Annotated in this window: 17 protein-coding genes and 1 pseudogene; 12 read left to right on the top strand and 6 right to left on the bottom strand. The window is 44.7% G+C overall.

The genetic code is table 11. The annotated features are described in order from the left end of the window. Nucleotide 1: 1 nt before the first annotated feature. A complete protein-coding gene (gene mobI / locus L5M37_RS22425; protein WP_263149167.1) occupies nucleotides 2-493 on the bottom strand; it encodes a conjugative transfer protein MobI(A/C) in 492 nt (163 codons plus the stop codon). A gap of 645 nt (nucleotides 494-1,138) precedes the next feature. Between mobI and L5M37_RS22420 the strand changes: the two genes are divergently transcribed. The 7 genes from L5M37_RS22420 (at nucleotide 1,139) to L5M37_RS22390 (ending at nucleotide 11,999) form a co-directional block, all read left to right on the top strand. After that, nucleotides 1,139-2,206 (top strand): hypothetical protein, encoded by a 1,068-nt coding sequence (locus L5M37_RS22420; RefSeq protein WP_140906551.1) that lies wholly within the window; start codon nucleotides 1,139-1,141, stop codon nucleotides 2,204-2,206. Nucleotides 2,207-2,214: 8 nt separating this feature from the next. After that, nucleotides 2,215-2,502 carry a hypothetical protein gene (locus L5M37_RS22415; RefSeq protein WP_011711605.1) on the top strand — a complete coding sequence of 96 codons (288 nt, stop codon included), beginning with the start codon at nucleotides 2,215-2,217 and terminating at the stop codon, nucleotides 2,500-2,502. Nucleotides 2,503-2,600: 98 nt separating this feature from the next. Continuing rightward, entirely contained in the window at nucleotides 2,601-3,596 is a 996-nt protein-coding gene (gene traF, locus L5M37_RS22410; protein WP_208660813.1) for a conjugal transfer protein TraF, read from the top strand. After that, nucleotides 3,593-4,987 carry a conjugal transfer protein TraH gene (locus L5M37_RS22405; protein ID WP_263149161.1) on the top strand — a complete coding sequence of 465 codons (1,395 nt, stop codon included), beginning with the start codon at nucleotides 3,593-3,595 and terminating at the stop codon, nucleotides 4,985-4,987. The genes traF and L5M37_RS22405 overlap by 4 nt, the downstream gene beginning before the upstream one ends. A 3-nt stretch (nucleotides 4,988-4,990) precedes the next feature. Beyond that, entirely contained in the window at nucleotides 4,991-10,441 is a 5,451-nt protein-coding gene (locus L5M37_RS22400) for a conjugal transfer protein TraG N-terminal domain-containing protein (RefSeq protein ID WP_263201859.1), read from the top strand. Nucleotides 10,442-10,549: 108 nt separating this feature from the next. Next, nucleotides 10,550-11,440 (top strand): hypothetical protein, encoded by an 891-nt coding sequence (locus L5M37_RS22395; protein WP_259564292.1) that lies wholly within the window; start codon nucleotides 10,550-10,552, stop codon nucleotides 11,438-11,440. A gap of 13 nt (nucleotides 11,441-11,453) precedes the next feature. Then, a complete protein-coding gene (locus L5M37_RS22390) occupies nucleotides 11,454-11,999 on the top strand; it encodes a hypothetical protein (RefSeq protein WP_259564290.1) in 546 nt (181 codons plus the stop codon). Nucleotides 12,000-12,021: 22 nt separating this feature from the next. On the opposite strand, the gene L5M37_RS22385 is transcribed toward L5M37_RS22390, so the two are convergent. Together L5M37_RS22385 and L5M37_RS22380 are read right to left on the bottom strand one after the other, a co-directional pair. Beyond that, entirely contained in the window at nucleotides 12,022-12,927 is a 906-nt protein-coding gene (locus L5M37_RS22385; RefSeq protein ID WP_011711611.1) for a hypothetical protein, read from the bottom strand. A 143-nt stretch (nucleotides 12,928-13,070) separates the two neighbouring features. Then, complete coding sequence (locus tag L5M37_RS22380) at nucleotides 13,071-13,943, bottom strand: DNA replication terminus site-binding protein (protein ID WP_259564288.1); 873 nt, start codon at nucleotides 13,941-13,943, stop codon at nucleotides 13,071-13,073. A gap of 120 nt (nucleotides 13,944-14,063) precedes the next feature. Here L5M37_RS22380 and L5M37_RS22375 point away from each other — a divergent pair, with 120 nt between their 5' ends. Both L5M37_RS22375 and L5M37_RS22370 read left to right on the top strand, forming a co-directional pair. Further along, nucleotides 14,064-14,801, top strand: coding sequence for an OmpA family protein (locus tag L5M37_RS22375; protein ID WP_263177614.1), 738 nt, complete (start codon nucleotides 14,064-14,066; stop codon nucleotides 14,799-14,801). Nucleotides 14,802-14,876: 75 nt separating this feature from the next. Next, a complete protein-coding gene (locus tag L5M37_RS22370; protein ID WP_263149261.1) occupies nucleotides 14,877-15,596 on the top strand; it encodes a hypothetical protein in 720 nt (239 codons plus the stop codon). 2 nt (nucleotides 15,597-15,598) lie between these two features. Here L5M37_RS22370 and L5M37_RS22365 read toward each other — a convergent pair whose 3' ends face one another. Further along, a complete protein-coding gene (locus tag L5M37_RS22365; protein ID WP_037431063.1) occupies nucleotides 15,599-15,898 on the bottom strand; it encodes a hypothetical protein in 300 nt (99 codons plus the stop codon). 82 nt (nucleotides 15,899-15,980) lie between these two features. On the opposite strand from L5M37_RS22365, the gene L5M37_RS22360 reads away from it, so the two are divergent. Beyond that, nucleotides 15,981-16,433 carry a hypothetical protein gene (locus tag L5M37_RS22360; protein WP_259564278.1) on the top strand — a complete coding sequence of 151 codons (453 nt, stop codon included), beginning with the start codon at nucleotides 15,981-15,983 and terminating at the stop codon, nucleotides 16,431-16,433. Here L5M37_RS22360 and L5M37_RS22355 read toward each other — a convergent pair. Further along, complete coding sequence (locus L5M37_RS22355; RefSeq protein ID WP_037431062.1) at nucleotides 16,414-16,698, bottom strand: hypothetical protein; 285 nt, start codon at nucleotides 16,696-16,698, stop codon at nucleotides 16,414-16,416. The genes L5M37_RS22360 and L5M37_RS22355 overlap by 20 nt on opposite strands. 109 nt (nucleotides 16,699-16,807) lie before the next feature. On the opposite strand from L5M37_RS22355, the gene L5M37_RS22350 reads away from it, so the two are divergent. Both L5M37_RS22350 and L5M37_RS22345 read left to right on the top strand, forming a co-directional pair. Beyond that, the gene (locus L5M37_RS22350) at nucleotides 16,808-19,189 is read left to right on the top strand and encodes an Ig-like domain-containing protein (RefSeq protein WP_263149260.1); all 2,382 of its coding nucleotides are present in this window, start codon (nucleotides 16,808-16,810) and stop codon (nucleotides 19,187-19,189) included. Nucleotides 19,190-19,199: 10 nt separating this feature from the next. Further along, nucleotides 19,200-21,617, top strand: coding sequence for an Ig-like domain-containing protein (locus tag L5M37_RS22345; protein WP_263149259.1), 2,418 nt, complete (start codon nucleotides 19,200-19,202; stop codon nucleotides 21,615-21,617). A 103-nt stretch (nucleotides 21,618-21,720) separates the two neighbouring features. On the opposite strand, the pseudogene L5M37_RS22340 reads toward L5M37_RS22345, so the two are convergent. Further along, a pseudogene (locus tag L5M37_RS22340) lies at nucleotides 21,721-21,952 on the bottom strand (IS4 family transposase); the annotation flags it as partial.

Genomic DNA, 21,952 nt, shown 5'->3' with positions numbered 1-21,952 from the left:
CCTAGGATTGTTTTCGCTCTATGCGACGTAGTTTGATTTTTGCTTCATGTAGACACTCAAGGGTTTCTCTCAACGGAGCCAATCGATTCTCTGTGTCTTCAATCATTCGTGCCTCCCACTCTGGGGATTTGCGGGTTAACTGGTCTAAGGTGTATCCGCGCTGGGTCGGTTTAACGTCATCGCCCCAAGACTTGCTGATGTTTCCAACTCGCCCTGGTCGATACCTCGTCCAGACCAAATACACCTTTTCGTTTTTTACAACGACCCTGGGTGCCATCTCACCGCCACTAAACTTCCCACCGTCATCACTGCGCAACTGACGGTTTGAAGATCTCCATTTCAGCCAGTAATCATCGACTATGACCTTTGCCTGAAACTGAGCGGCTTCAATCAACCCTTCTAGGCTTCTGATGGTATTCGCCAACTGGAACCCTAATGCGGGTACGGGCTTCCCGTTCTCAGAGCTACCCGAAGTACCTGAGTAGTCATTCATTCATTTACCTACTGTTTGTTCGTCTTCAGTAATCCGTTTTCGGCCTACGGGGACAACTCATGCAGAAATTCAGTTCGTTGGCGAACTCGTGTCTGTCACCGTCCGTTATTCTGCGAGCTGAGTTTGGGATAAAATCCCAGGTGCCTCCTGTGTTAGCCATCCTTTGATGATTTTCAGTTCGTTGTCCAACTCATGCTTTTCGCGTGATATACACACCGATTCACGGGCAAGCCCCCTGAGAAATCCTTTCTCACGTCTGCGATTCTGTTGGCCACTTCAGGTTTTCCCCCAGTTCGTGAGCCAACTTGTGCATTCAGAGCGTTGATTTGCTGATTTTGGAAGCCGTTAAAACTGCTTAATTTCGAAGAATCCAGAGTAGGAATTTCGCTACTAAGCCAGACTTAGTTGCACTTCAGTTCGTTAGCCATTTCATGTTTTGATTAATTCACTAGCGACATGTTGTGGATAACAAAGTGCATAATATACACACAAAATAAATAATACACGAGCTAAATATATTGTGTATTATGTAGATCCCAGATTGGTATTGGAATGGTAAGAATAATCTTCCAGAGCAAGCTGGAAAGGTTTTGGAAGTCTCTTAAAACCCCAGATTGGGGGTCATTTGGTGTGGAGTTGGTATTTATGAATAATCCCGTCATCATCACAGTCGATGTTGGCTATGGCACAACGACTTGTGTACACAAGGAATCGCTAGGCAATTACTCAGTGAAGACGTTCCCGTCCCTGCCTATTCCGATTAAATCGGATATTAATCTGGGTTTAGCAGGCGAGGAGCGCGATGTAACAACCGTGGAAGTCGATGGAATCACCTATGAGGTTGGTTCGGACGTAGGGACCTCGGTCGGTTCGCGAAATGTTCGCGTTCTCAACACCGAATCGTTTATCACGAGTGACCGCTATAAAGCGTTATTGTTTGGCGCCCTGTCATTTTTAGGCAAATCAAATCACATCGATATAGATGTGTTAGTGCTTGGTCTGCCAGTGAGTGTCATGTTCAGGAAAGATGAACTCGCCAAGATTTATACCGGCACTCACCAAATCACCCCAAGTCGCAAGGTCACCATTCGTCAGGTCTTGGTTTTTGAACAACCGCTTGGTGCGTTGATGTCATTTTTGCGCCAAGGCGGAAATGAACGCTTTGCCCAGTGCAAAGATAAAACCATGCTATCCATTGACCCAGGTTATATGACCACCGACTTCATTACGTCGAAAGGATTGAAGGTCAGTCCAAATCGTTCTGGTGATTCTGAAACTGGGATGTCCAAAGTGATTGGTGCAGTCGAAGTCGCGCTGCGCTCGCAACTCGAAGGTTTCAACATCAAACAGATTAACCCAGAGTTGATCGACCAAGCCTTTATCAGTGGTGAGCTTAAGCTGTACGGTAAAGCGATGAAATTCCCTAAGTGCGATCTGTTTGATGTGACCAGCGCGATTCGGTCTGTTACTGACGAAGCATTAACAAGTGTCGTCAATAAAGTGGGTGATGGTCAGGACATTGACCTGATTATTGTCTCCGGTGGTGCCGCAGCGGTATACCTGCCTTCGATTCAGCGCGCATTCCCTTTCCACAAAATCGAAGTCGTTGATGACTCTCTGACAGCTGTTGCCCGTGGCTTGCAAACCGCAGGCGAGCAATTCATTCGTGGAGCCATAGCGCGAGGTGATTATCAAAAGTTAAAAGCAGTCTGAGGTGAGGGATGCCCAAAACAATCGAGAGACACATTCGGATTGCCGATGATACTCACCCGCTAATTTTCGCTCATTTAGATCAGTTTGGGCCAAAGGCACTGACCCGCGAGATGATGACCCTGATGGAATTTGGATTAATGGTGAGACAGCAGGGATTTAATCTAGGCACTGTGTTGGCGCCGAAGGTAGAAGTCGAAAGTGAAAGGGAGAAAGTGGAAGCAGATGCAGAACCTCGAAGTCCAATGGAAGATGACTTTGATATTAGTGATGATTTTTTTGTCGCCCGAGAAACGTGAAAAACAATAAATCAGCCGCCTGCAATTAAGGCGGCTTTTTTTCATCCAGTGAGGCGTGATATATTTAGCCTATGGAATATAAAAAGTGTGTTGGTGTTATGAAAGTAAATAAATTGATGGCTTTGATTTTTGCGGCTCTGGCTCTGCCAGTTGTGGCAGAAGATCCTGCAAATAGCAATGATGGTGGTAACTTCTATAAACAACGCGAAAAGGGCTGGTATTGGCACGAGTACATTCCTGAGCCCGAAGAAAAGGAAGAGGAAGAACCTATTGCGCCAACGCCATCTTCTGCACCAACTGAGACTGAAACGAGTAAAAATTCAGTAGAGGCCATGAGCGTTAAGTGGTTCCAAGAAAACTTGCCCAAGGCAAAGGAGTTGGCGCTTAACACTGGAAAACCAGAAGACGTTAAACGCTACCTTTACATCCAGCGTGCCGCAATAGATCGCGCCAACCAATTTGCCGCTACTTATATTTCCGAACAAATGTTTGACCCTTACCTCGATGAAGGGTTACGCCGTCCTGAAAATGACGTGACGCTGCAAACTTTCAAAGGCGCTCAGTCTGAAAACCAATGGAAGTTAATTGAAGCCATCGGCAAGAAAGCCACCCTCATTTATTTCTACGGCTCTCAGTGTCCGTATTGCGCAAAGCAAACTCCCTACCTAATCCGTCTGGCAAAGGAGTATGGATGGTCGATCATGCCTGTTTCTCTCGATGGCGGCACCGTTCCAAATGATGACTTTTTAGCATTAGGCGATTATCGAGTGGCGACTTCCGACATGGCGCAGCGCTTCGACGTCTTGGCGACACCAACACTGTATCTAACCAACAACACGGGTGATTACTTCCTGTTGAGTTCTGGGCTAATCGGCATGGATTCTCTCAGTGAAAGGATCATAGAACTCGCTAGCCGCGAGAAAATTATTAGCCAAGCAGAACTTAATAATGTGAAGCAGGTACGAGCTCTTTATATGACCGATGCAGAAGCCAAGGTTGACACGCAAAAAGTGTATGAAGACCCAGACTACCTCATTAACAAGATGCGGAATTTTATGCTCGGAAAACCTGATAGCGAGGGTGAACAAGAATGAAAAAGAAAGTTATAGTTGCTTTACTTTGTTGCCCGTTATCAGCTACAGCTGCTAGCGGGTTAAACAATTTATGGGATCAGATGTTGTCTGCCAGCTCCGGTGCAACTTCATATTCAGGCGCTAAACGTGACGGATTTTCTCTGGGGAGTGCGTCGGTACGGATTAAAACCACTAACGAAAAGATTGTGGCGGTTAGGGCTCCTTACCTTCAATCATCCTGCAAGGGGATCGACTTCTTCGGTGGCTCACTGTCCATTATAAAACGTGAAGAGCTTGTTCAGATGGCAAGATCTATCGCCGCCGCCGCCCCGATGTACGCATTCCAATTAGCAATGGGAATGTTATGCCCGGACTGTAATGCAATTCTCGCAGACCTAGCGAAACGCCTCAATGCGTTAAATGATTTTATCAGCAAAGATTGCGAGGAATGGGCTGATCTGGCCGAGCAACAGTGGCCATCACTTCAGGTACAAAGTGACCGTAAAATGTGGAAAGCCTACAATGATTCGACTGGTGCTTGGTTTGATTCATTCGCTTCATCGACGGTTGAGCGCAGTTCAATAGACTCCCACTCGAAAGCCGCACAGTTGACTCAGGCTGGCGACGAGATGCAGTTCAACTCGGTGTATGAAACCTTCATGCAGTCTAAAACTACCGTCCCAACCCTATCCTCAGACAGCCATGTCGTCGCTCAAATGTTAATGACTATTTTAGGGACTGAAGTTTATAAATTCGACAGCACATTAACTGCATCGGCTTCAGCAGGAAGTGATGCGGTCAGTAAGTCATTTAGCCCACAAGTTTCATTGAAAGACTTGTATCAGCCTCAAGCGACTACATCAATGGCTGTACCTAAACAAATGGTGGTCTGTGAGCAGGCCCAATCTGCCGATAGCAAGTGTCTATCGGCTAAGGTCGCGACTGTTCCAATTAGCGATACACGCTATTTGGATTCGTTCTATCGATTTTATGGTGATGCAATTTGTGGCTTAGTCGATTCTAACTTAGTCGGTTCGAGCATCATGGCCATCTATGCTCAGAAAGGAAATTATAGTGATTCTCAAGCACAGATCATGGCCAATATGCGAAGTGAATTTGAAGACATTATTAAACGAGCCTCAACAATCAATGTCATCAATACAGGTAATTGTAAGTTTATCTCCGAAGCGATGGCCATAGATGCAACCCAGCAGTTGCTCGACGGTCTACGAATTGCCGCGAGTAAGATGGCTTCGACTGATAAAGGTCAGCGCGGCGCGTTTTCATCTAAGTTGTTAGAGAAAATCGATGCGCTGAGCCTTGAAAGGGAAGAAATGGCCAACAGAAGACGTGAAATGGAGCAGGAACTATTAAATCAGATCAACTTTCGTGCAAGTTTGAGAGGTAAGTAATTCATGTTAACTATCTACTCTCTCGGTGACCTCGATTTATTGATAAAGATGGCGCAATCGGCGGAATTGGCATTCAGTGATGGCGGCATTGCAAATAGCAATCTTATTGCGATTGGATTGGGTATTACCCTGCTAGTATCTGCTTTCAAGCAAATTTTTGACCCTGATAAATTCCATGTAAAGGAGTTTTTCATCGCCTTGTTCACTTACATGTTTTTGTTCACCCCGAAGGTGGATTTTTACGTTGAGTCAGTCAGAACGGGCGAAGTGTCTCAGTCATTTACTTTGCCATTTGGGATTGTGGCGCCTGCTGCATTAGCTACCATGATTGGTGGTGGTTTTGCTCAAGGTATGTCAGAGGCCTATTCCAGTATCACGCCTAATTATGACACTGAGCCTGGCACCAACATAGACCCTCTAAAAGCGTTACTTAAAGCCCGATTTGTCGGCACTTCTGAGGCAGATGCGAGTTATCGTTCTGTCGGTGAAAATTTGGGAGCGTACATTAAAAACTGTTATTTCGAAGACATTCGAAACGGTAAAAATCCGACGGGGCAGGCTGTACAGGAGGTTCATCACGACGAGAGTGTCACTGGGGCGTTTGACTGGACTAAATTCAAGGTAACCTCGGGAAGCTGGTTTACGCCTTACTACGATGTTAACACCAAGTCCTACACAAAAATTACCTGTGCCGATGCTTATGCCAAGTTAGGAAATGATCTCTCTGACAGTAGTCCTTGGGCCGAAGAAATGAAGGGGCGAGCCGCCGTACTTTACAATATGGCAGAAGAGTCTCAAGTTGAGAAAGTCTTCGAGTCTTTAACAGGGGATACTGCTAACCTCATAAATTTGTATCGAGCCAACTTTGTAAAAGCAATGATGGCCAAAGTTGGGGCTAGCTATGTAGAGTTAGAGCCCTCTGAACGATTGGCGTTTCAGCAAGAATTTGATGCGATTCAACAGCGTCACTTAAGCCAAGCAGCGCAGTCTTCATTTTTCTTGGAAACTGCCCCTGCACTTATCACTTGGTTTGAGTGTTTTATTTTCCTCATTGCTCCGCTGCTTCCGGTTTTCCTGACCTTCGGCTCCAAAGGGATCATGATGGCCGGAAAGCTCTATTCATTTCTACTCGCTGTGAACTTTTGGCCGATTATCCAAGTCGGCGTCAACATGTATACCAACCACTATTTCAATAAGCTGATGTGTTCTCTGCCAGGGAATGATTCGAGCTCGGTTCAGAACTGCATGATTGCGCCTAGTATGCGAAATTGGAGTATCGATTCTCTTGGGGGGATGGATAGCACCTACACCACACTAGAGACTTTCGTATCTCAAGCGGCAATCATTCAAACGATGGTGCCAGCGCTGGCTATGATGATTGTCTTCGGCGGTGTTCATACTATGATGGGGGCAACACAAAAAGCCCAAATGGGCGCCAACATGGATGCCAAGGGCGTATCACCACAGACGGTCAATAGCGATGGTAAAACCGTTTCGTCAGGTGGTTATAGTCAGACAATGACATCGAATGGTGAGTGGATGGAAAGCCGTCAGGGTGCAGGTAATATGTCTTCCATTAGCACCGGTGGTTCAACTTACAATGCTCAACATGCTGGTACTTCAGCCGTGGCCCTAGCGGAATCAGGTGTTTCATCTCTAACTTCATCTAAAACCGCAGCGCAACAAGATCTCGCTGCCGCGAATGAGAGATTACAGACCGCTATTGGTACTGGTAACGCCTATCAAAATGCCCATCAAGCAGGTTTGGGGTTTGAAGAAGCACGCGGGTTTGATGTAAGTCAGCAACTCGGTTCGCAGATGGGTGTTAGTGGTCAACAGGCCCGTCAGCAGATAATTCAAACCTTATCACAAATGAGTGAGCAAGAAGCAAATCAATTTGCTCTTAAAGCTGGGTTTTCTGTGGGGGCCGGTCAAGGAGTTTCAACTAATCCGCTCACAGCATTAATGAAAACCTTGGGTGTTAACGCAGAAGCCGGTGCATCTTGGTCGCAGACGCAAACGAGCATAAAAACGCAGCTAGAGTCAGAAGGAGCCAACAAAACGTCAACGCTAAGTTCAAGCCAGCAAGAAGACGTAGCAAGGGCGTTTAGAGAAAGCGATTCGGCCTCTAATCGTAAATCCTATAGCGATTCAGCAACTGATACTTCGTCAGCCAGTTATCAAGCAGCTAAGGCTCGAGATGAAGCAGCTACCAGACAGCAAAGTATCCAACAGCAATTACAGGAAGCAGAGTCTCGGTCTCGTGAAGTTCGTGACGGTGTAACATCATCGGGAGCGGCGGGTAGCAGTGCAAACATCAAGTTTGGTGAGATTATTTCTTCTAGCAATCGTGATTTGATGTCAACGGCGAGCAACTTGGGCAAGATTGCACAGAATGCAGCTGATGGCGCAATGCGTGGCAAATATGGAAACGATTGGGATGCCGCTACTAACGGCGTGGATACGCTCGATTTCAAAAGCACAATGAGTGCTTTAGATGCTAAAGCCGCTGGGGCTGGGGCTGGTACAGCAGAAGAAGCCAGGTTTAATGCGATGAAACAGGACTATGCCGCTAATCAGTCATTATATGACGTGGCACGAGACAAGCAGGCGCTACAGAGCATTGTGAATGATTCGCAGACGATGATGTCCGCTGATGGTAGACCTATCCCCATTCAAGATATTGGTTCGATCGCTGACCGTGCCGTAGCCAAGTTGTCGGATACGATGGCCCGAACTCAATCAGAACCGATTAAGGCTGACGCGGTTCGCAACCTTGCTACAGGTGCCGCCATTGAATATGCTGCGTTAAATGGAACTGCCAATGGAAATGAGACCGCTAGAATTGTTGGCGCTCAATTTATCGCTGTTGGTCAGGCGCAGATTAAAGACTATGATAAGCCAGCGTTAACTCCTGAGCAACAGGCCTTCAAATCTGATACACAGAATGGCATTAATGCAGCGGGTCAACGTATCAGCTCAGAGGGCGCCAAATTGGAACAAGAGGCGGCTCAAAGAGCGAAGGACTATAAACCTTCTATAGATGGTTACCGCAACCAAAATCTTCAGTCTCCAGCTAAATGGACGCCTGATCAGCAACATAAACTTGATAAGTTGGACAAGAGTGTTGATGACCTATGGAAACAAATGCAGCAAAGTGAGGCTGTGAGTGGGCCTGCAGGGGTAAACCAAATCATCGACACTGTAGCGCAAGAATTGAAGTCAGGGACTTATGGGGCAGTATCACCACAGGTTATTGACAGAGTTGCTGAAGTGATGAAAAACGCCAGTAACTCACCCGCAGAGTTAGGTCGGATGCTGAATGATTATACAGATGCAAAATCTAATTATTTCAGTGGCGATCGTGCAGCTCAAGTCGCCCCAGTTATCTCCGCAATGGCCAACACTGTTGATGGTTTATTAAGTAAGGCCATCAACAGCGATCAATTAAGCCCGAGTGAGAAACCTTACTTCCAGAATGCTCAACAGGCCTTTAGTGGTTTGAATGATGCCTATTCTGCTAAAGTAATTTCGGATAGATCTTCAAGCGCGGGTAATGCTGCAGCGCAAGTTATTTCATCTTTAGGTTCTAGTAAGGACCCTCAAACTCAACAGGCCGTGGCTCTGGCTTCGACTATTGCAGCGGAAGGGACAAGTGCTAATCCATTGCCAAACGCGGAATTTAGTCGGTACTACAAGGAAAACAACCCTGCTAAGGAAGACGTGTTAGGTATGAGGTTAGTCACGGATCGTGCTCAAGGCATCGTGACACAGGCAATGGGACAAGATGGATTATCTGAACCTGTAAAACAAAGGTTGGCCGAAACCCTACAAGGATTGCAGGATTTTAATCAGAAATTAGCGGTATCACTCAACTCTGACGCACATGCAAGAAATAGCACAGGTTATGATCATGCAACAGCTTATGACGATGCAACTCAAAATAGCCCGGCCATGAGTGGTCTAAGCTCAAGCGAAAGGATTCGAGCGATGGATGGTTTCAACCGGATAGGAGTGGGAGAAGGTTCAACTCAATCTAGGATGGAGAACACCCTATTTAACGGTCAAGGTGCGAACATGCAACTTGAGTCCATTGCCAATAAGATGTCGCCAGAAGATAAAGCCGCAATTTTAGGATCTCTTCCGGATTCGGTAAGGTCGAATGTAGAGCGTGGCATGGAATTAACTGCAAGCAATTCATCGCCATCAAGTGAAAAATTGCCCATAGGTGAGACACAATTCCCATCAAGCCCAGTGGCTTCGGCTCAAGGTGACACTGTGAGCCAACAAGTCGCAGCGCCAGCGGCAACGGTTCAAGGTGACACTGTGAGCCAGCAAGGCGCAGCTCCAGCGGCCATGGCTCAGGGTGACACGGTGAGCCAACAAGGCGCAGCCCCAGCGGCCGCAACTCAAGGTGATGCGCTGAGCCAACATGGCGCAGCTCCAGCAACCATGGCTCAGGGTGACACAGTGAGCCAACAAGGCGCAGCCCCAGCGGCCATGGCTCAGGGTGACACGGTGAGCCAACAAGGCRCAGCCCCAGCGGCCGCAACTCAAGGTGATGCGGTGAGCCAACATGGCGCAGCTCCAGCAACCATGGCTCAGGGTGACACAGTGAGCCAACAAGGCGCAGCCCCAGCGGCCATGGCTCAGGGTGACACGGTGAGCCAACAAGGCGCAGCCCCAGCGGCCGCAACTCAAGGTGATGCGGTGAGCCAACATGGCGCAGCTCCAGCGGCCRYRRCTCARGGTGAYRCGSTGAGCCAACAWGGCGCAKCCCCAGCGGCCGCAACTCAARGTGATGCGGTGAGCCAACATGGCGCAGCTCCAGCAACCATGGCTCAGGGTGACACAGTGAGCCAACAAGGCGCAGCCCCAGCGGCCATGGCTCAGGGTGACACGGTGAGCCAACAAGGCGCAGCCCCAGCGGCCGCAACTCAAGGTGATGCGGTGAGCCAACATGGCGCAGCTCCAGCAACCATGGCTCAGGGTGACACAGTGAGCCAACAAGGCGCATCCCCTGCAGCAACGGTTCAAGGTGACACTGTGAGCCAGCAAGGCGCAGCGCCAGCGGCCATGGCTCAGGGTGACACGGTGAGCCAACAAGGCGCATCCCCTGCGGCAACGGTTCAAGGTGATGCGGTAAACACCGCTAGTCCTGAAAGAAGTGAGCCAGAGGTTCGTTATGTCGAAACTCCGGCCGAAAATTCTACGCAATCGGGAAGTACCGTTGTAGAGAACAATCCTTACGCATTCGATGGTAATCAAGCTGGATTCAATTTCTCTGTAATGGGCGGATTCGGGAACAACGTCCAACCCTCAAACGTGAGTTATAACAGTGTTGATTTAGTGGGTGGTGGTGCGGCCAGCGGTCACTCTGTCGCAGGTTCCAATAGCAGCGGTGGCCCATCTATGGACACTTCCAATAGCAACGTGCCAACGATGGAGCGTTGATAGATTTTGGTTTGAAATTCGGCGGTTTCTACCGCCGTTTTTTTGGGAATTTGCTGGATTTGATTAGTGGTGTAGCATGGATGGAAATGTAATGGTAGGGGGAAAATTTTGAAGATAATTAGCCTATTAGTGGCAGCTTGGTTTAGTTCAACCTGTATTGTCAATGCTGAAGAACTGACTGTTACAGAGTCAGCAACCGATTTATGGGGTGTGAGTTATTTAAGTGGCAAACCAGTGGGCCGCAAGATGTCACTCAACAATTTCAAAGCAGATCTAATTGACCGAGCGGCGAGAAAAGCAATTTATTCCAAATTGAACCCTACAGCACAACAGGGCGTATTGATCAGGTCATCATCTAATGACGAATCGGTATTACATGAGGTCGTTACTGCAAGTTCCTATATGTATTCTGTAAATAGTGTTGAATTTTGCTATAACGTGTTGTCTGCTGGTATTGAGATTAAAGCAGATATCACCGTTAGCATTCGTCCTTACGACGAGTCCGCGTTATTAAAACAGTTGGAAACGGATGTGCATCTATCTTCGCAGAATCGGCGCCATTGGACACCGATTGATGGACGCTATTTGAAAGAAAAAGAAGATAGAATTTATGGCACTCCTAATAGTTTGTTTGTGATCACCGGCAATCATGAGAACACGATGCCATCCGACTATCAGTTTGTCTCTACTGAAACCTTTTTGGATTATTGGGTTATGCGCTACAAAGTCATGCTCGCTGACGCTTACGGGCGTCGTGGGGTAAAGGGGCCCACTTTAGGCACGGTAGATGATGTTAGCTCAAGGCCTGATATGGTCTTTGAAGCCGTTCTGTCACATAAGCCTCAACAGCAGATTAAATATCCTGACCAACAGATGATTAAAAGGATGGATGGCGCATTTATCTCAGTCGGTAAAAAGGTCGTATCTGTCAACAATTTGAAAAATACCCAAGTACCCATCGGTATGAACGCTACGATTCAAGCGTTGCCGTCGAAGTAGGGGAGGATTTTATATGCAAAAAATTAGTGCCGCGCTGCTAATAATTACTATGTTGTTAACTCACACAGATGTCATTGCGGGTGAGTATGATTATCGTGGTAATGGTGTGTCCAGGTTAATTGTTCATGGATTCGACGACGCCGATTCTCTTGCGCACACAGGAAGTATCAAATCGATTCAATATGCGCTTTACGATGCTTTGATGCAGTCAGGCCGCAAGATTGAAAAGCCTTGGGAAGTGGTGATGGTTTTGAATTTGTCCCCGTATGAAGTTACCGGGAGCGATTTAGCCTTTGAACAAGGAGAGATAGAAGGCCAGTCGGAGCCGATATTTAGAATTGTTGCGAGCAAAACAATTACAGTGAGAGGTGATGTGATTGATCGTGCTTATAAAAATGTTTTGAGGTTGGAGCAAAATCAGGAATTTCAAAAGGCTTTTGAACAGTATTCTAAAGCGATGAATCAAAAAAATGCGGGAGAGATGTCAAGGATCTTTATGAGCTTTGAGGCGCTTGATAAGCTGGGAATTTATCTTGACTACACACTTTCAAGTTATTGATGTCCCAGCTTTTTTTAGGAAATTAACCTTGAAGGAAGTTTGTCCAGCCTTTCCAAAGGTCTTTATAAACGCGATCTGGTGCAGACGGAATTTGAGTCGCTAGTTTGTTGCCACTGGCTTTCAATTCGCGATGTTTAGCTCTAAATTCCAACATACTGCTGCAATTCCACTTCTTAACTTCTTTACTAGCTTGGTTAAAAGTGACGTACTTTTGTCTTTTAGCAAGAAGGTCTTTGAACTTGACACCGAATAACATGGTCGGTGCTGCTGGCACAAAGTCAGGCAGTTGTTTATTTGCAGCCATTTCTAAAAATTGAGTTGAAGTGGTGATGTTATTTTCTTTAAACCATCTTTTCACTTTCTCAAGAGTACCTTTTTGGTGGTAATCATAAGGTTCTTCATTTCCTAGGAAATGGTTCCAAGATTGCCACATACCTTTTCTTGTATAGAAAGAACGAGGATCAGAAGGAATGTTTTTAGGTTTTTCATTCTTCTGGTGATACTCCACCCATTCGGCCATTGTTTTAATGCCAGATGCTTTGGCATATTCGGAAGATGTCTCATAACTAGCAAATACGCCGCCGCGACTATGAATGTCATCTTCTTCCGATTGCGGTATTACAGGTGCGTTAGGGTTCAACACCCCCCAACCTTGCCATAATCCTCTACGGCCATAGAATAATGATGGCGACACTGGTAGATATGGAGGGATTTCATTAGCCTCGACGTATCTAAGCCATTCTGCACGACTGGTAACTCCGAGATCTTTTATATACTCCACCCAATCTTCATAAGATAAAAACTGCACCCCTTTCCGTGAGGTTATCATCTTCTCCGAAGCAACTTGCTCTGGTTTTTTGATGTTATCCTTGGGTACGTGCGTTAGTGGTGCAGTAACCGGAAATTTAAGTACGTTGTTGCTATTCATGATGTTTTCTCGATTTTTTGACGGCTTCGCGCTGGCTAGGCTCGTAAAATTCCTGAGAGGGTAGCTGTCTACTCAGTACGATTTTCATCTATGAGTATGTGCGAAATCTCTCACAAACACAATTCAAATATTCTATAGGTTAATCATTCCTTGTTAATCTTTGACATGTAAATGTGTAATTCTGGAATGAGAAGATCCGTGTCAGGCGTTGCATCATTGCGTTTTGAACGCGTCTTAGTACCGTAATTACTTTCTAAGTGTTTGACCTTTATGTCGTAATCGGAGAAAACGAAAAGAGGTGTTTGGCCGTTGTATTGCAGTTTTTCTTTACTACTACCAGCTTTCCAAATGTTGTAAATCGTTGTTGGTATTATGTTTCTTTTTATTCGAAAACTATGTGATTTTTGGTTTTTTTGAAAAATTTCTAGATATTCATTTCCTTTTGAAAATTCCAGAATGTTGTTTTGCACTGCTTTTTGTATTCTTGTTGAAAAATCCTTTTCTTTCAAAACGCGCATTCCACTTCTCATGTACCAAGAGACTGAAATGGTAGATTTTTCTTCGCATTTTAAAACGTGGATTTTTCTTGTGAGCATAACGAGTGAGCACAATGTATTTTGCCGGGCTAACGTTGCTCTTAACTTGTGTAGGTCATGCGTTGATAGTAACGCTTGAATGTTATCTTTCGTATTATTTATTTTTTCAATCAGTTGATTTATATGGTTATATTCTGAATGAGGGAAAATGATAACACCTGGTGTTATACTGGTTCTGCCGATTGAATCTTCAGAAAGCGTCATTTGAGTTAAGGAAGATGCTATCCACCCTCGCGCTTTGATGTCAGAAAATAGTTCTACTTTGAATTTATCAAATGTTTGGGGTGAAGGAGTTATTTTATAAAAAAATGACTGATTGCTAGCTGCATCAGGAAGATGACTGGCTAGTTCAATTAATTCAAGAGTCAGTTTGTTGTACAAAACATCAAAAGAGTTAATGTCGAATTCGGCGTTAGTCACCGTCTACCTCGTAAAATTCCGAAATTCCCTTTCTTCTGATTCATTTGAAAACTTAGAACTCTTCTAAAAAAATGTTATTATATATTAAAAACTTTGCGTTTAGAAAACTGTGTAGGCCATATGATGAAAATCAACAAACTAGCAACAGTATCACTGTTCGCCATGATGCTTTCAGCGTGCGCTGTATCAGTATCAACTGAAATACCAGAAATTACTGATTGCTGTAGTAAAACAATTTATGATCAAAATATCAATGTAAGGCATCAACAAAGAAACGACGTTCGGAACCTTTCAGCTGATGCTGGGCGAAAAATAGGCGATCTCGCTTTCGAATTGGAAAAGGCGAGAGATGCGGCTGTTAATGATGGCCGTAGCTCCATGATGAAGTACTATCGTGACGTTTATCGTGCCGCAGTTTCATCTGCTTACAGTGATAGCTATCTGCCAACACAAGTGCCAGCTGCAAATGATGAAAAGAGTTATCAGCAACAATTCAATGATGATGCCCAAATCATTATTCACCAACCCACCGATAGAACGCTTTATTTTGAGTATGATGCTGTCGGCTATTCCGATATTGCCGAGGCTCAATATGTTTTGGCTAAGCACCGTGATTATCTTTTAAAAACCCACGGTAGAGTGCTGGTTGTTGGTTATGCTGATATTAGTGGCTCAGCTGATTACAATCTTGCTCTTGGACGCAAACGTGCGGAGCGAGTAAAAAACGAATTGGTCACCAAAGGGGTGCCTAGTGAACTGATTAGCGTCGTTAGCTATGGGGCTTCGTATTCGCCACCACTTATGAGCGGTCATACTGACAATTTGAAGTTGTGGCGTAAAGTCGAGTTGTATTATTGAGTCGAAAGGCCAATTTTTGCGTCATTTGAAATGTCTGGTCTAATCATAGTCATGATGATTAGTGGAGATTTAAAAATGAATAACAGCTATTACAGCCAACCCGCTTACAACGCAACCCCACAAGCCCAATCTCAATCTGCTCCAATGCAACAGCAGACGCTTTATTATCAACCGCGCCAAGGTAACCCTATGAATATTGAGCCTCACCACGAGGCCGCAAATTATGATGAATATCAGCAGTACCAACCCCAGCATGACAATCGCCGCGGATTTGAAGAGCAATCCGCACAAAGCGCTCATAATGTTCAGCCTGCAGCTGCTCCAGAATTTGAAAAATCGGTAAAAATCCACGGTAAGGCCGCTGCGCTGACCATCGTCGCATCTGTCACTAAGAAAGGTTTTCACACCTTGAACATTGAAGGCGCAAACGGAATGGGGGATGGCACTAAAAAGTTTGATTGGCAGGATAAGACAATAATTCAAATCACCGCGACTGAATATCGGCATTTGCTAGCCGTGCTATTCGGATTCATTCCATTCATTGAGTTTAAGTCACATGGCCCACAGAAAAACAAAAGCATCTCGGTCAAGCGACAACAGAATGGGTTTTTCTTCTCAATCAATGAGGGTGGCAAGAAGCCAAAAGCTGTTCCTGTGAGCTTTGATGATGCTTACTTACTCGGGGTCTACGCATTGGATGTATTTGCACGAAATTACCCTAACATTGACTCACATTGCCTGTTAAATACCGTTCAAACCTTTACACAGCTGCCGTACTATCCTGTCCAGCAGTAGTGCTAGGCGTTTTCAATCGGCAAGGAATGAGTTTTGAAAGCGCCGTAGGTGTGGATAGCCAGTTGAGGATAATGCGACAGAAGAGTCTCTATCCACGTCTGCGCAACCGATGGATTATCGGTCATGCTTGGAAGTTGGTACTTAACAATGATCTTGTCATTTGATTCTGGGATAACTCCCAGTTTTAAATGGTAGGCCGCGCTGTGACCTCGGGCATGAATAATTTGAACTAGCACTACTGGCATTTCTGACTCTAGTAGTTTACCGCATTCGTCCACTAATTCTGAATATGAAATAAACAATTTACATATGCCTTAGCATTATAGATTTGTGTTATTGACGCTACTATAATCCATCCTAATTCAAATATGGAGATGTAATTTTGTGAATGCGATAAGAATTTGTCACAACAACCCTAAAATCCGAGTATGGTTTGGTACTTCATTCACACCTTACCCTCGCTCAGTTTTTTATTCGTTGATCTCAATTGTGGGTTTCAGCACGTTGTCTGTGATCGTCAACCTCCATAACTCATTAACTCCTTGGGCTGGGATGGTTGTACTTGGGGGGGGGGCGTTGGTGGCGCTTGGATTAAAGAAAAAGGTCTATATGTCTTATCTTTACGAGTCTGATTGCCTGCTCGAGTTGACACTGTGGGGGGGGCGCATTTGGAGTCGAGAATTCAACTTAGCCAATGATGAACTTAAAATTGAAAGTACAATGAACGCTTATCGCGTGGTTCTCAGTGACAAAAGTATCGTGCTTACCAATTCGCGGGGATTAGCTGAGCAGGTTCATGGGCAGTTAGCAAAACTGATTAAGGTTTGTCACTCTTAGGCTTACTGTATATACGTGTTTCGACTTTCCAAGACTCAACAACCTCCGTGGTTTTCCCACCTTCTGATTTCATCGTTTTTTGTTCCCATGAAGAGACAACTGGCTTGCTGAGCTCATTACGTTCAGCAAGTTCGATGTAAGCATTTTCAGCCATCAATTCGTTTAGGGTTGGCCGTTTCTTGCCATCATCTTTGGCGTAGACATTTAGCGTAGCTGAAGCAATCGCACAAATGGATACGGCTTTAATCAGTCTGATAAGTTTCATGAATTTCCTACCTAGAACTATGGTTTATGTTAGATCTTAACTTAGATTAAATAACATGCAAACTTAATTATCTGTGTTAAAATAATCGCTCTCGATGAAGGAGCCACTTATGAATTTCAGTCAGCATCGCTACAAACTTTTAGCGGCTGCGTTATTAGCCTTGCCACATTTTGCATTTGCGGAAATTGAAGGTATGACCTTTACGTCTGTTATGCAAGAACAGACGACTTTGACACCTGCTTCCGCTATGGCCATCAACCCGGTTCTTGCACATTCAATGAATGTTTATGTGTCTGCCGGTCTTGACCGAAAGCTAAAACTATATTGGCTTTCTAGTGGGGTCAAGCTTAACGAAGTCAATACGGGTGTGGTTGGTGTTTCCGACAGAATTACATTTCAAGGAAAAGACTTTTACGGAAAACAGATCTCTATAGTTGCGCCTAATTTACAGGGAAATTATACCTTACAGGCTGACTTGTTATCCGTTGATGGGAATGTGATTGGCTCTTGGTCTATTCCGGTGACAATAGATACTCAAGCACCAACAGCTAATAGTTCTGATTTAGCTTTTAACTATAGATCCTTCGGTGGAACTTTAGCTTCATATAGCCCTATGGATTTCGGCCAATTAAAACTCACAGGTATTCAAGATACAGGTGCTGGGCTCAAAAATGTTCTCTACATTGTGAAAGATGATGTGAGCCTTTCATTAATAAATTCGATTAATGCTCAATTGGATTTAGATACTTCCACTGCGAGCCTTTCGTCCCTACCATCTGAGGTTTTACCCAGTGATAGAGGTTGGTATCAGGCTGGTTTTAGGGTCTTTGATGCAGCAGGTAATTATTCAGATTTTACTGCTCGCTCGTTTATCGAAAAAGCCTCATATCCCTTACCAGTTCGTAGCGACATTTATGATGCTTCAAGTGCTACGTGGAAGCCGTACACATCTTGGATGACCATCTACAACAATCCGATAAAAGTCCGCTATAGACGGCCCTATTCTGAAACGTTGGAAGCAAACGGGGATTATGGTTGGAGTAGTTATGGTTATCGAGATGGTGATTTTGTCTATAACGAATTTACTGTCTCATATCCTACAGTAAACCCATATTGGGTTGCGCTGACGAAAAGTGGCATTCACTCAGTCAATTACCTTTCTGATTTCAAGTTCACCCTAGGCCCAGGTGTTGATCGTTCGCCTACTAAGCAACCTGACACTGTACAATGGTTTAGTGAGGAAGGTGGCAGTGGGGGCGAAAGAATCAGTGTTGGCAAATACACAAAAGTGGTAAGGCTTCGTCTAAACAGTGAAAAAATGGGTTATGAACAATTAGCCGTTGTTTCAGGTTTAGGCTCCTGTGTTATCCCAATTGGTGAAACCTATTGCGATGTTACAATCAACAGAGTATTTGAGTCTGGTTTTGGCTATACACCCTACAGCTATGTGGTCTACTCAAGTGTGAACGGTGTCAGTGATGGACGTTTTAGTGCTCAATTTAATTATTGGTATACATATTGGGATTTTATTGCTCCCACAATCGAATCGGTCAATGTTACTGATGATTCAATAACTGTAAACGTGTACGACACGAACACTACTAGCGATTGGCGTTCTGGAATGTGGAAGACAGAGGTTTTCCGATTGCAATCTAGTTTAGGCTTCGCAATATCTCCCGATTCTTGGGTGATCACCGGCACCGGCCGTCATCGAGTTACTTTTAAACTCAATCGATTACCAAGTGGTCGTCAAAATATTTCGTTTTACGCAGATGACACCTATGGTAATCGGGTAACACAGTCGATTCTATCCAATTATCTAAACGACACTACGCCTCCAGTTTTGCGATTGCAATCGCCTTCTGGAGCGCAAATCTCAAACGGAAGCACCATTAATGGTTTAGAGAGTTTACGTATCAGCATTACTGATGATAGTGAAGCCAATATCAATTCGGTTGTGCTATCTGGAGGGGCTGCTAAGGATTCAGTTTATGTTTCTACAAATAATTTAGGTGATGGTGTTTACGACCTGAATTACCCTCGTTTATTCCCTAGTTTGGAAGCGAATGAAACTTACACTATCAATATTACCGCTCAAGATACAGCAGGGAACGCATCGACGTTAACTTCAACCTTCTTGTATTTGCCTGCCAACTTATTGCAAGTTGGGCAAATGACGACTTTGGCTGTTAATAAACAACTGCAGAACACGCAAAACGACCCAATTACATCAATTAAAACTGGTGTGCTCAGAACGGCTGAAGGACAACTCGCGTCCGGTGCTCAAACGGCATTTATCACGTTACGCAGTGACGCCAAAATCAACGTCAATATCCTTGGTAGCGTGTTGCAACCTGGGGAAACTAAACAAATCACGATCATCCCCAGCATCACAGGTGAAGTTGTTATTCCTGTTTACTCTGCTTCTCCTGGTGTGAAAGGGCAGGCAAGCTTCATGATCGACATTCCGCAAATCACTTCTACCAATTAAAGGGCAGGCCATGCAAATTAATAAATCACTACTTTTAGGGCTGTGTAGCGTCATCTGCTCTGGCATGGCTAACGCGGCAGTAGAAGGCTTTTCGTATACAGACACCAACGCTACAGTGAAAACCACTGAGGGCTCGCTCATTAACCCTCAAACTGATGCGATGGTTTACCTCTCTGGAGGGCTTGATAACAAACTTAAGCTATCAGTCATCAACACCAGTGGAGTGACGGTGTTCAACAACACCACAGATTTTATTCGAGTTTCTGACAGGTTAAGCTTTTCTGGACGAGAATTTTACGGAAAATCAATAACTATCCCCAAATTGATGGATGGTTTGTATAGCCTTAAAATCGAAACGATTAACAGTTCTGGTACAACAATTGATCAGTATACAAAGGTTGTTGAAGTTGATACTGAGGGACCTATCATTGGAGACTGGTATGGAAATGGTACAGGCAATTATGGTGCCGAAACAGGGTCGAATGAAATTTGGTGGCTAAATACACAAAACTCCGGCGAAGAATCGAAAATTTGGATAACGGATGTAAAAGGTGCGGTTTCAGGTTCTGTCATTGTACAAAAACTAAATTCCGATTCCATCGTATTAACAAGACCCATGGTCATAGACCAAGCAGCATTCAAAGCTGTGATAAATGCACAAACAGACTTATCAAATATATTACCGTCAAATAACGCTTCTGAACCATATTCAATGCAGGCTCAGCTATATGATGCCGCAGGTAACATCACTCGTTCAACTGTCAAAACATTCTATTACGACAACTATGGTGGGGCTCCATCTTCTCCTTTTGCAGTCTTCGACCCGGATGCAAACTTGGCTGAAAGTGTATCTAGTTCATTTGTAGGTTTTGTAGCTTATACGCCAGGCATGACAGTCAAAACCAACCCCGTTCGATTGTTATATAGAGTACCAGTAGATAACGTTCGAGACGCTGGAGTGAAAGGGGGGCTTGCTCTCGCGAACTCAGTGGGAGCGACAAATGTTATAATTAATGGTGAATACGGTTATTTTGATATGACAGCGCCATTTGGATATAACAGCGCAAACCAAATTAAGTGGGTTGACTTTGGTCGATGGATGGCAGGCACTATCCAATACAATTTGTCATTGTCTGAAACTGCTTCAAAATCCCCAGTGTTGACGTCAGCAACATTTTTGTTAAATGACGTTCGAATGCCTATTACGACAGGGATCAAGCATCATAATTCGATTTTGCCAGCTACAATGACTGATTTTGAGCTTCGGGTGCAGCCGCGGGATTACGTGCAACGCGCAAGTTTTCGTGGATATTCTTGCGACATTCCAGCAGGTGAGTCAATTTGTAGCTTAACGGGTTTAACATATGAGATGACCAAAGGTGGATATGGCTATTTGCACGATGCTATCGGTGTTGTGTCAGTGGGCCTGCCGATGGGAACACTTTACGCGAATTACAGCTACGGCGAATCAACCTATAACGATGCTCAATACCCGCAAATGACCAGTTATAAAGTTGATACGACAACTAACACTCTTACTGCATTTGTTTATCTACCGGGTGCAGGCAGTTGGTTTGAAAGGTTAGTCATGAAGGCCGCTAGAATTAAATATGGTACAAAATATTTAAACCCTATTAGTTCAATTCGCAACGGTGTTAATTGGGAATACGTCTTTAACTTAAACTCTCTGCCGACTGGAAACCATTCACTAGAATTAGAGATGGTCGAGAATCACGGGCCTACCACTGTGTCCCCGCTTCAAACATTCAAAATAGAAAACGCCGCACCAACAATAAGCATTACCAATTCCGGTAGTGCAGTATTCAATGACATTGTCGGGCTAGATGACTTGGTAGTGTCCATTGCAGATGAATCAAGCTACACCATCGATAGTGTTATTATCTCCGGCGGCTCAGCTAACGACACGGTTTATTTGGCCACTGTAAGTAAAGGCAATAACGTGTATTCATTGCAATATCCAAGGCTTTTCCCATCACTTACATCCGGTGAGATTTATACTTTAACGGTGAAAGCTACCGACGTTTTTGGCAACCAAGGCGTTAGTAGCAAGAGCTTTACTTATCAGCCGCCTAACATAGTAAATGTAGGCTCATTAACAACTCTTGCAGTATCTAAGGATTTAGCTAGCTCTGTAGACAATCCTGTCAGTGAAGTCGTCATTAATGATCTGAGAACAGTTGAAAGCCAGCTCGCTTCGGGACCGCAAGATGCTTTATTTACGTTACGCACTGATGCTGAAATAAGTGTTCAAGTACTTGGTCAAGTAGTAAAGCCTGGTCAAACGGTAACGCTAAACCCTGTTGCCAAATCGGGAGTGGTTAAATTTTCGGTGTATCCCGCTGTGAGTGGTCAAAAAGGAAAGGCGCAGTTTTTATTTGAAATATTAGAAGTGAAGAGCAGTATCTAAAACTTTGATTGACTTAAAATACTGAAATACGGATTGCGCAGAAGTTTTTTGAAAAGGCAGTACACCGATGTGGTCACTGCCATTTCAGTACTGAAGGATCCCCTCATAAATCAGCCATAGCATAGCCATATTTGAGCAACTGATTGGCGAATAATACCCAGGCCGCCAGCAATTCTTTCTCCGTGATTTGATAATCAGGCCGCCTGAGTACCTCCAATCCCAAGCGAATCGTTGAGAGTACCGTTCGATGCCCAATGGTATTGGCCTGAAAATGCTTATCCCAGCCCTGTTGCTGTGCGTGTAAACCAACTAGCCACAACAGGCATTGAACCATC

Source organism: Shewanella sp. SM69, assembly GCF_025653985.1.
GTDB classification, from domain to species: Bacteria; Pseudomonadota; Gammaproteobacteria; order Enterobacterales; family Shewanellaceae; genus Shewanella; species Shewanella oncorhynchi.
The sequence above is the reverse complement of the archived record's forward strand: the minus strand, read 5'-3'. Positions and strand labels throughout refer to the sequence as shown.

Bases quoted from the DNA above. Each gene is read 5' to 3' on its own strand.
- L5M37_RS22420 (WP_140906551.1), top strand. From the start codon at position 1,139: ATGAATAATCCCGTCATCATCACAGTCGATGTTGGCTATGGCACAACG.
- L5M37_RS22390 (WP_259564290.1), top strand. From the start codon at position 11,454: ATGCAAAAAATTAGTGCCGCGCTGCTAATAATTACTATGTTGTTAACT.
- L5M37_RS22345 (WP_263149259.1), top strand. From the start codon at position 19,200: ATGCAAATTAATAAATCACTACTTTTAGGGCTGTGTAGCGTCATCTGC.
- L5M37_RS22370 (WP_263149261.1), top strand. From the start codon at position 14,877: ATGAATAACAGCTATTACAGCCAACCCGCTTACAACGCAACCCCACAA.
- L5M37_RS22415 (WP_011711605.1), top strand. From the start codon at position 2,215: ATGCCCAAAACAATCGAGAGACACATTCGGATTGCCGATGATACTCAC.
- L5M37_RS22385 (WP_011711611.1), bottom strand. From the start codon at position 12,927: ATGAATAGCAACAACGTACTTAAATTTCCGGTTACTGCACCACTAACG.
- L5M37_RS22405 (WP_263149161.1), top strand. From the start codon at position 3,593: ATGAAAAAGAAAGTTATAGTTGCTTTACTTTGTTGCCCGTTATCAGCT.
- L5M37_RS22350 (WP_263149260.1), top strand. From the start codon at position 16,808: ATGAATTTCAGTCAGCATCGCTACAAACTTTTAGCGGCTGCGTTATTA.
- mobI (WP_263149167.1), bottom strand. From the start codon at position 493: ATGAATGACTACTCAGGTACTTCGGGTAGCTCTGAGAACGGGAAGCCC.
- L5M37_RS22375 (WP_263177614.1), top strand. From the start codon at position 14,064: ATGATGAAAATCAACAAACTAGCAACAGTATCACTGTTCGCCATGATG.
- L5M37_RS22355 (WP_037431062.1), bottom strand. From the start codon at position 16,698: ATGAAACTTATCAGACTGATTAAAGCCGTATCCATTTGTGCGATTGCT.
- traF (WP_208660813.1), top strand. From the start codon at position 2,601: ATGAAAGTAAATAAATTGATGGCTTTGATTTTTGCGGCTCTGGCTCTG.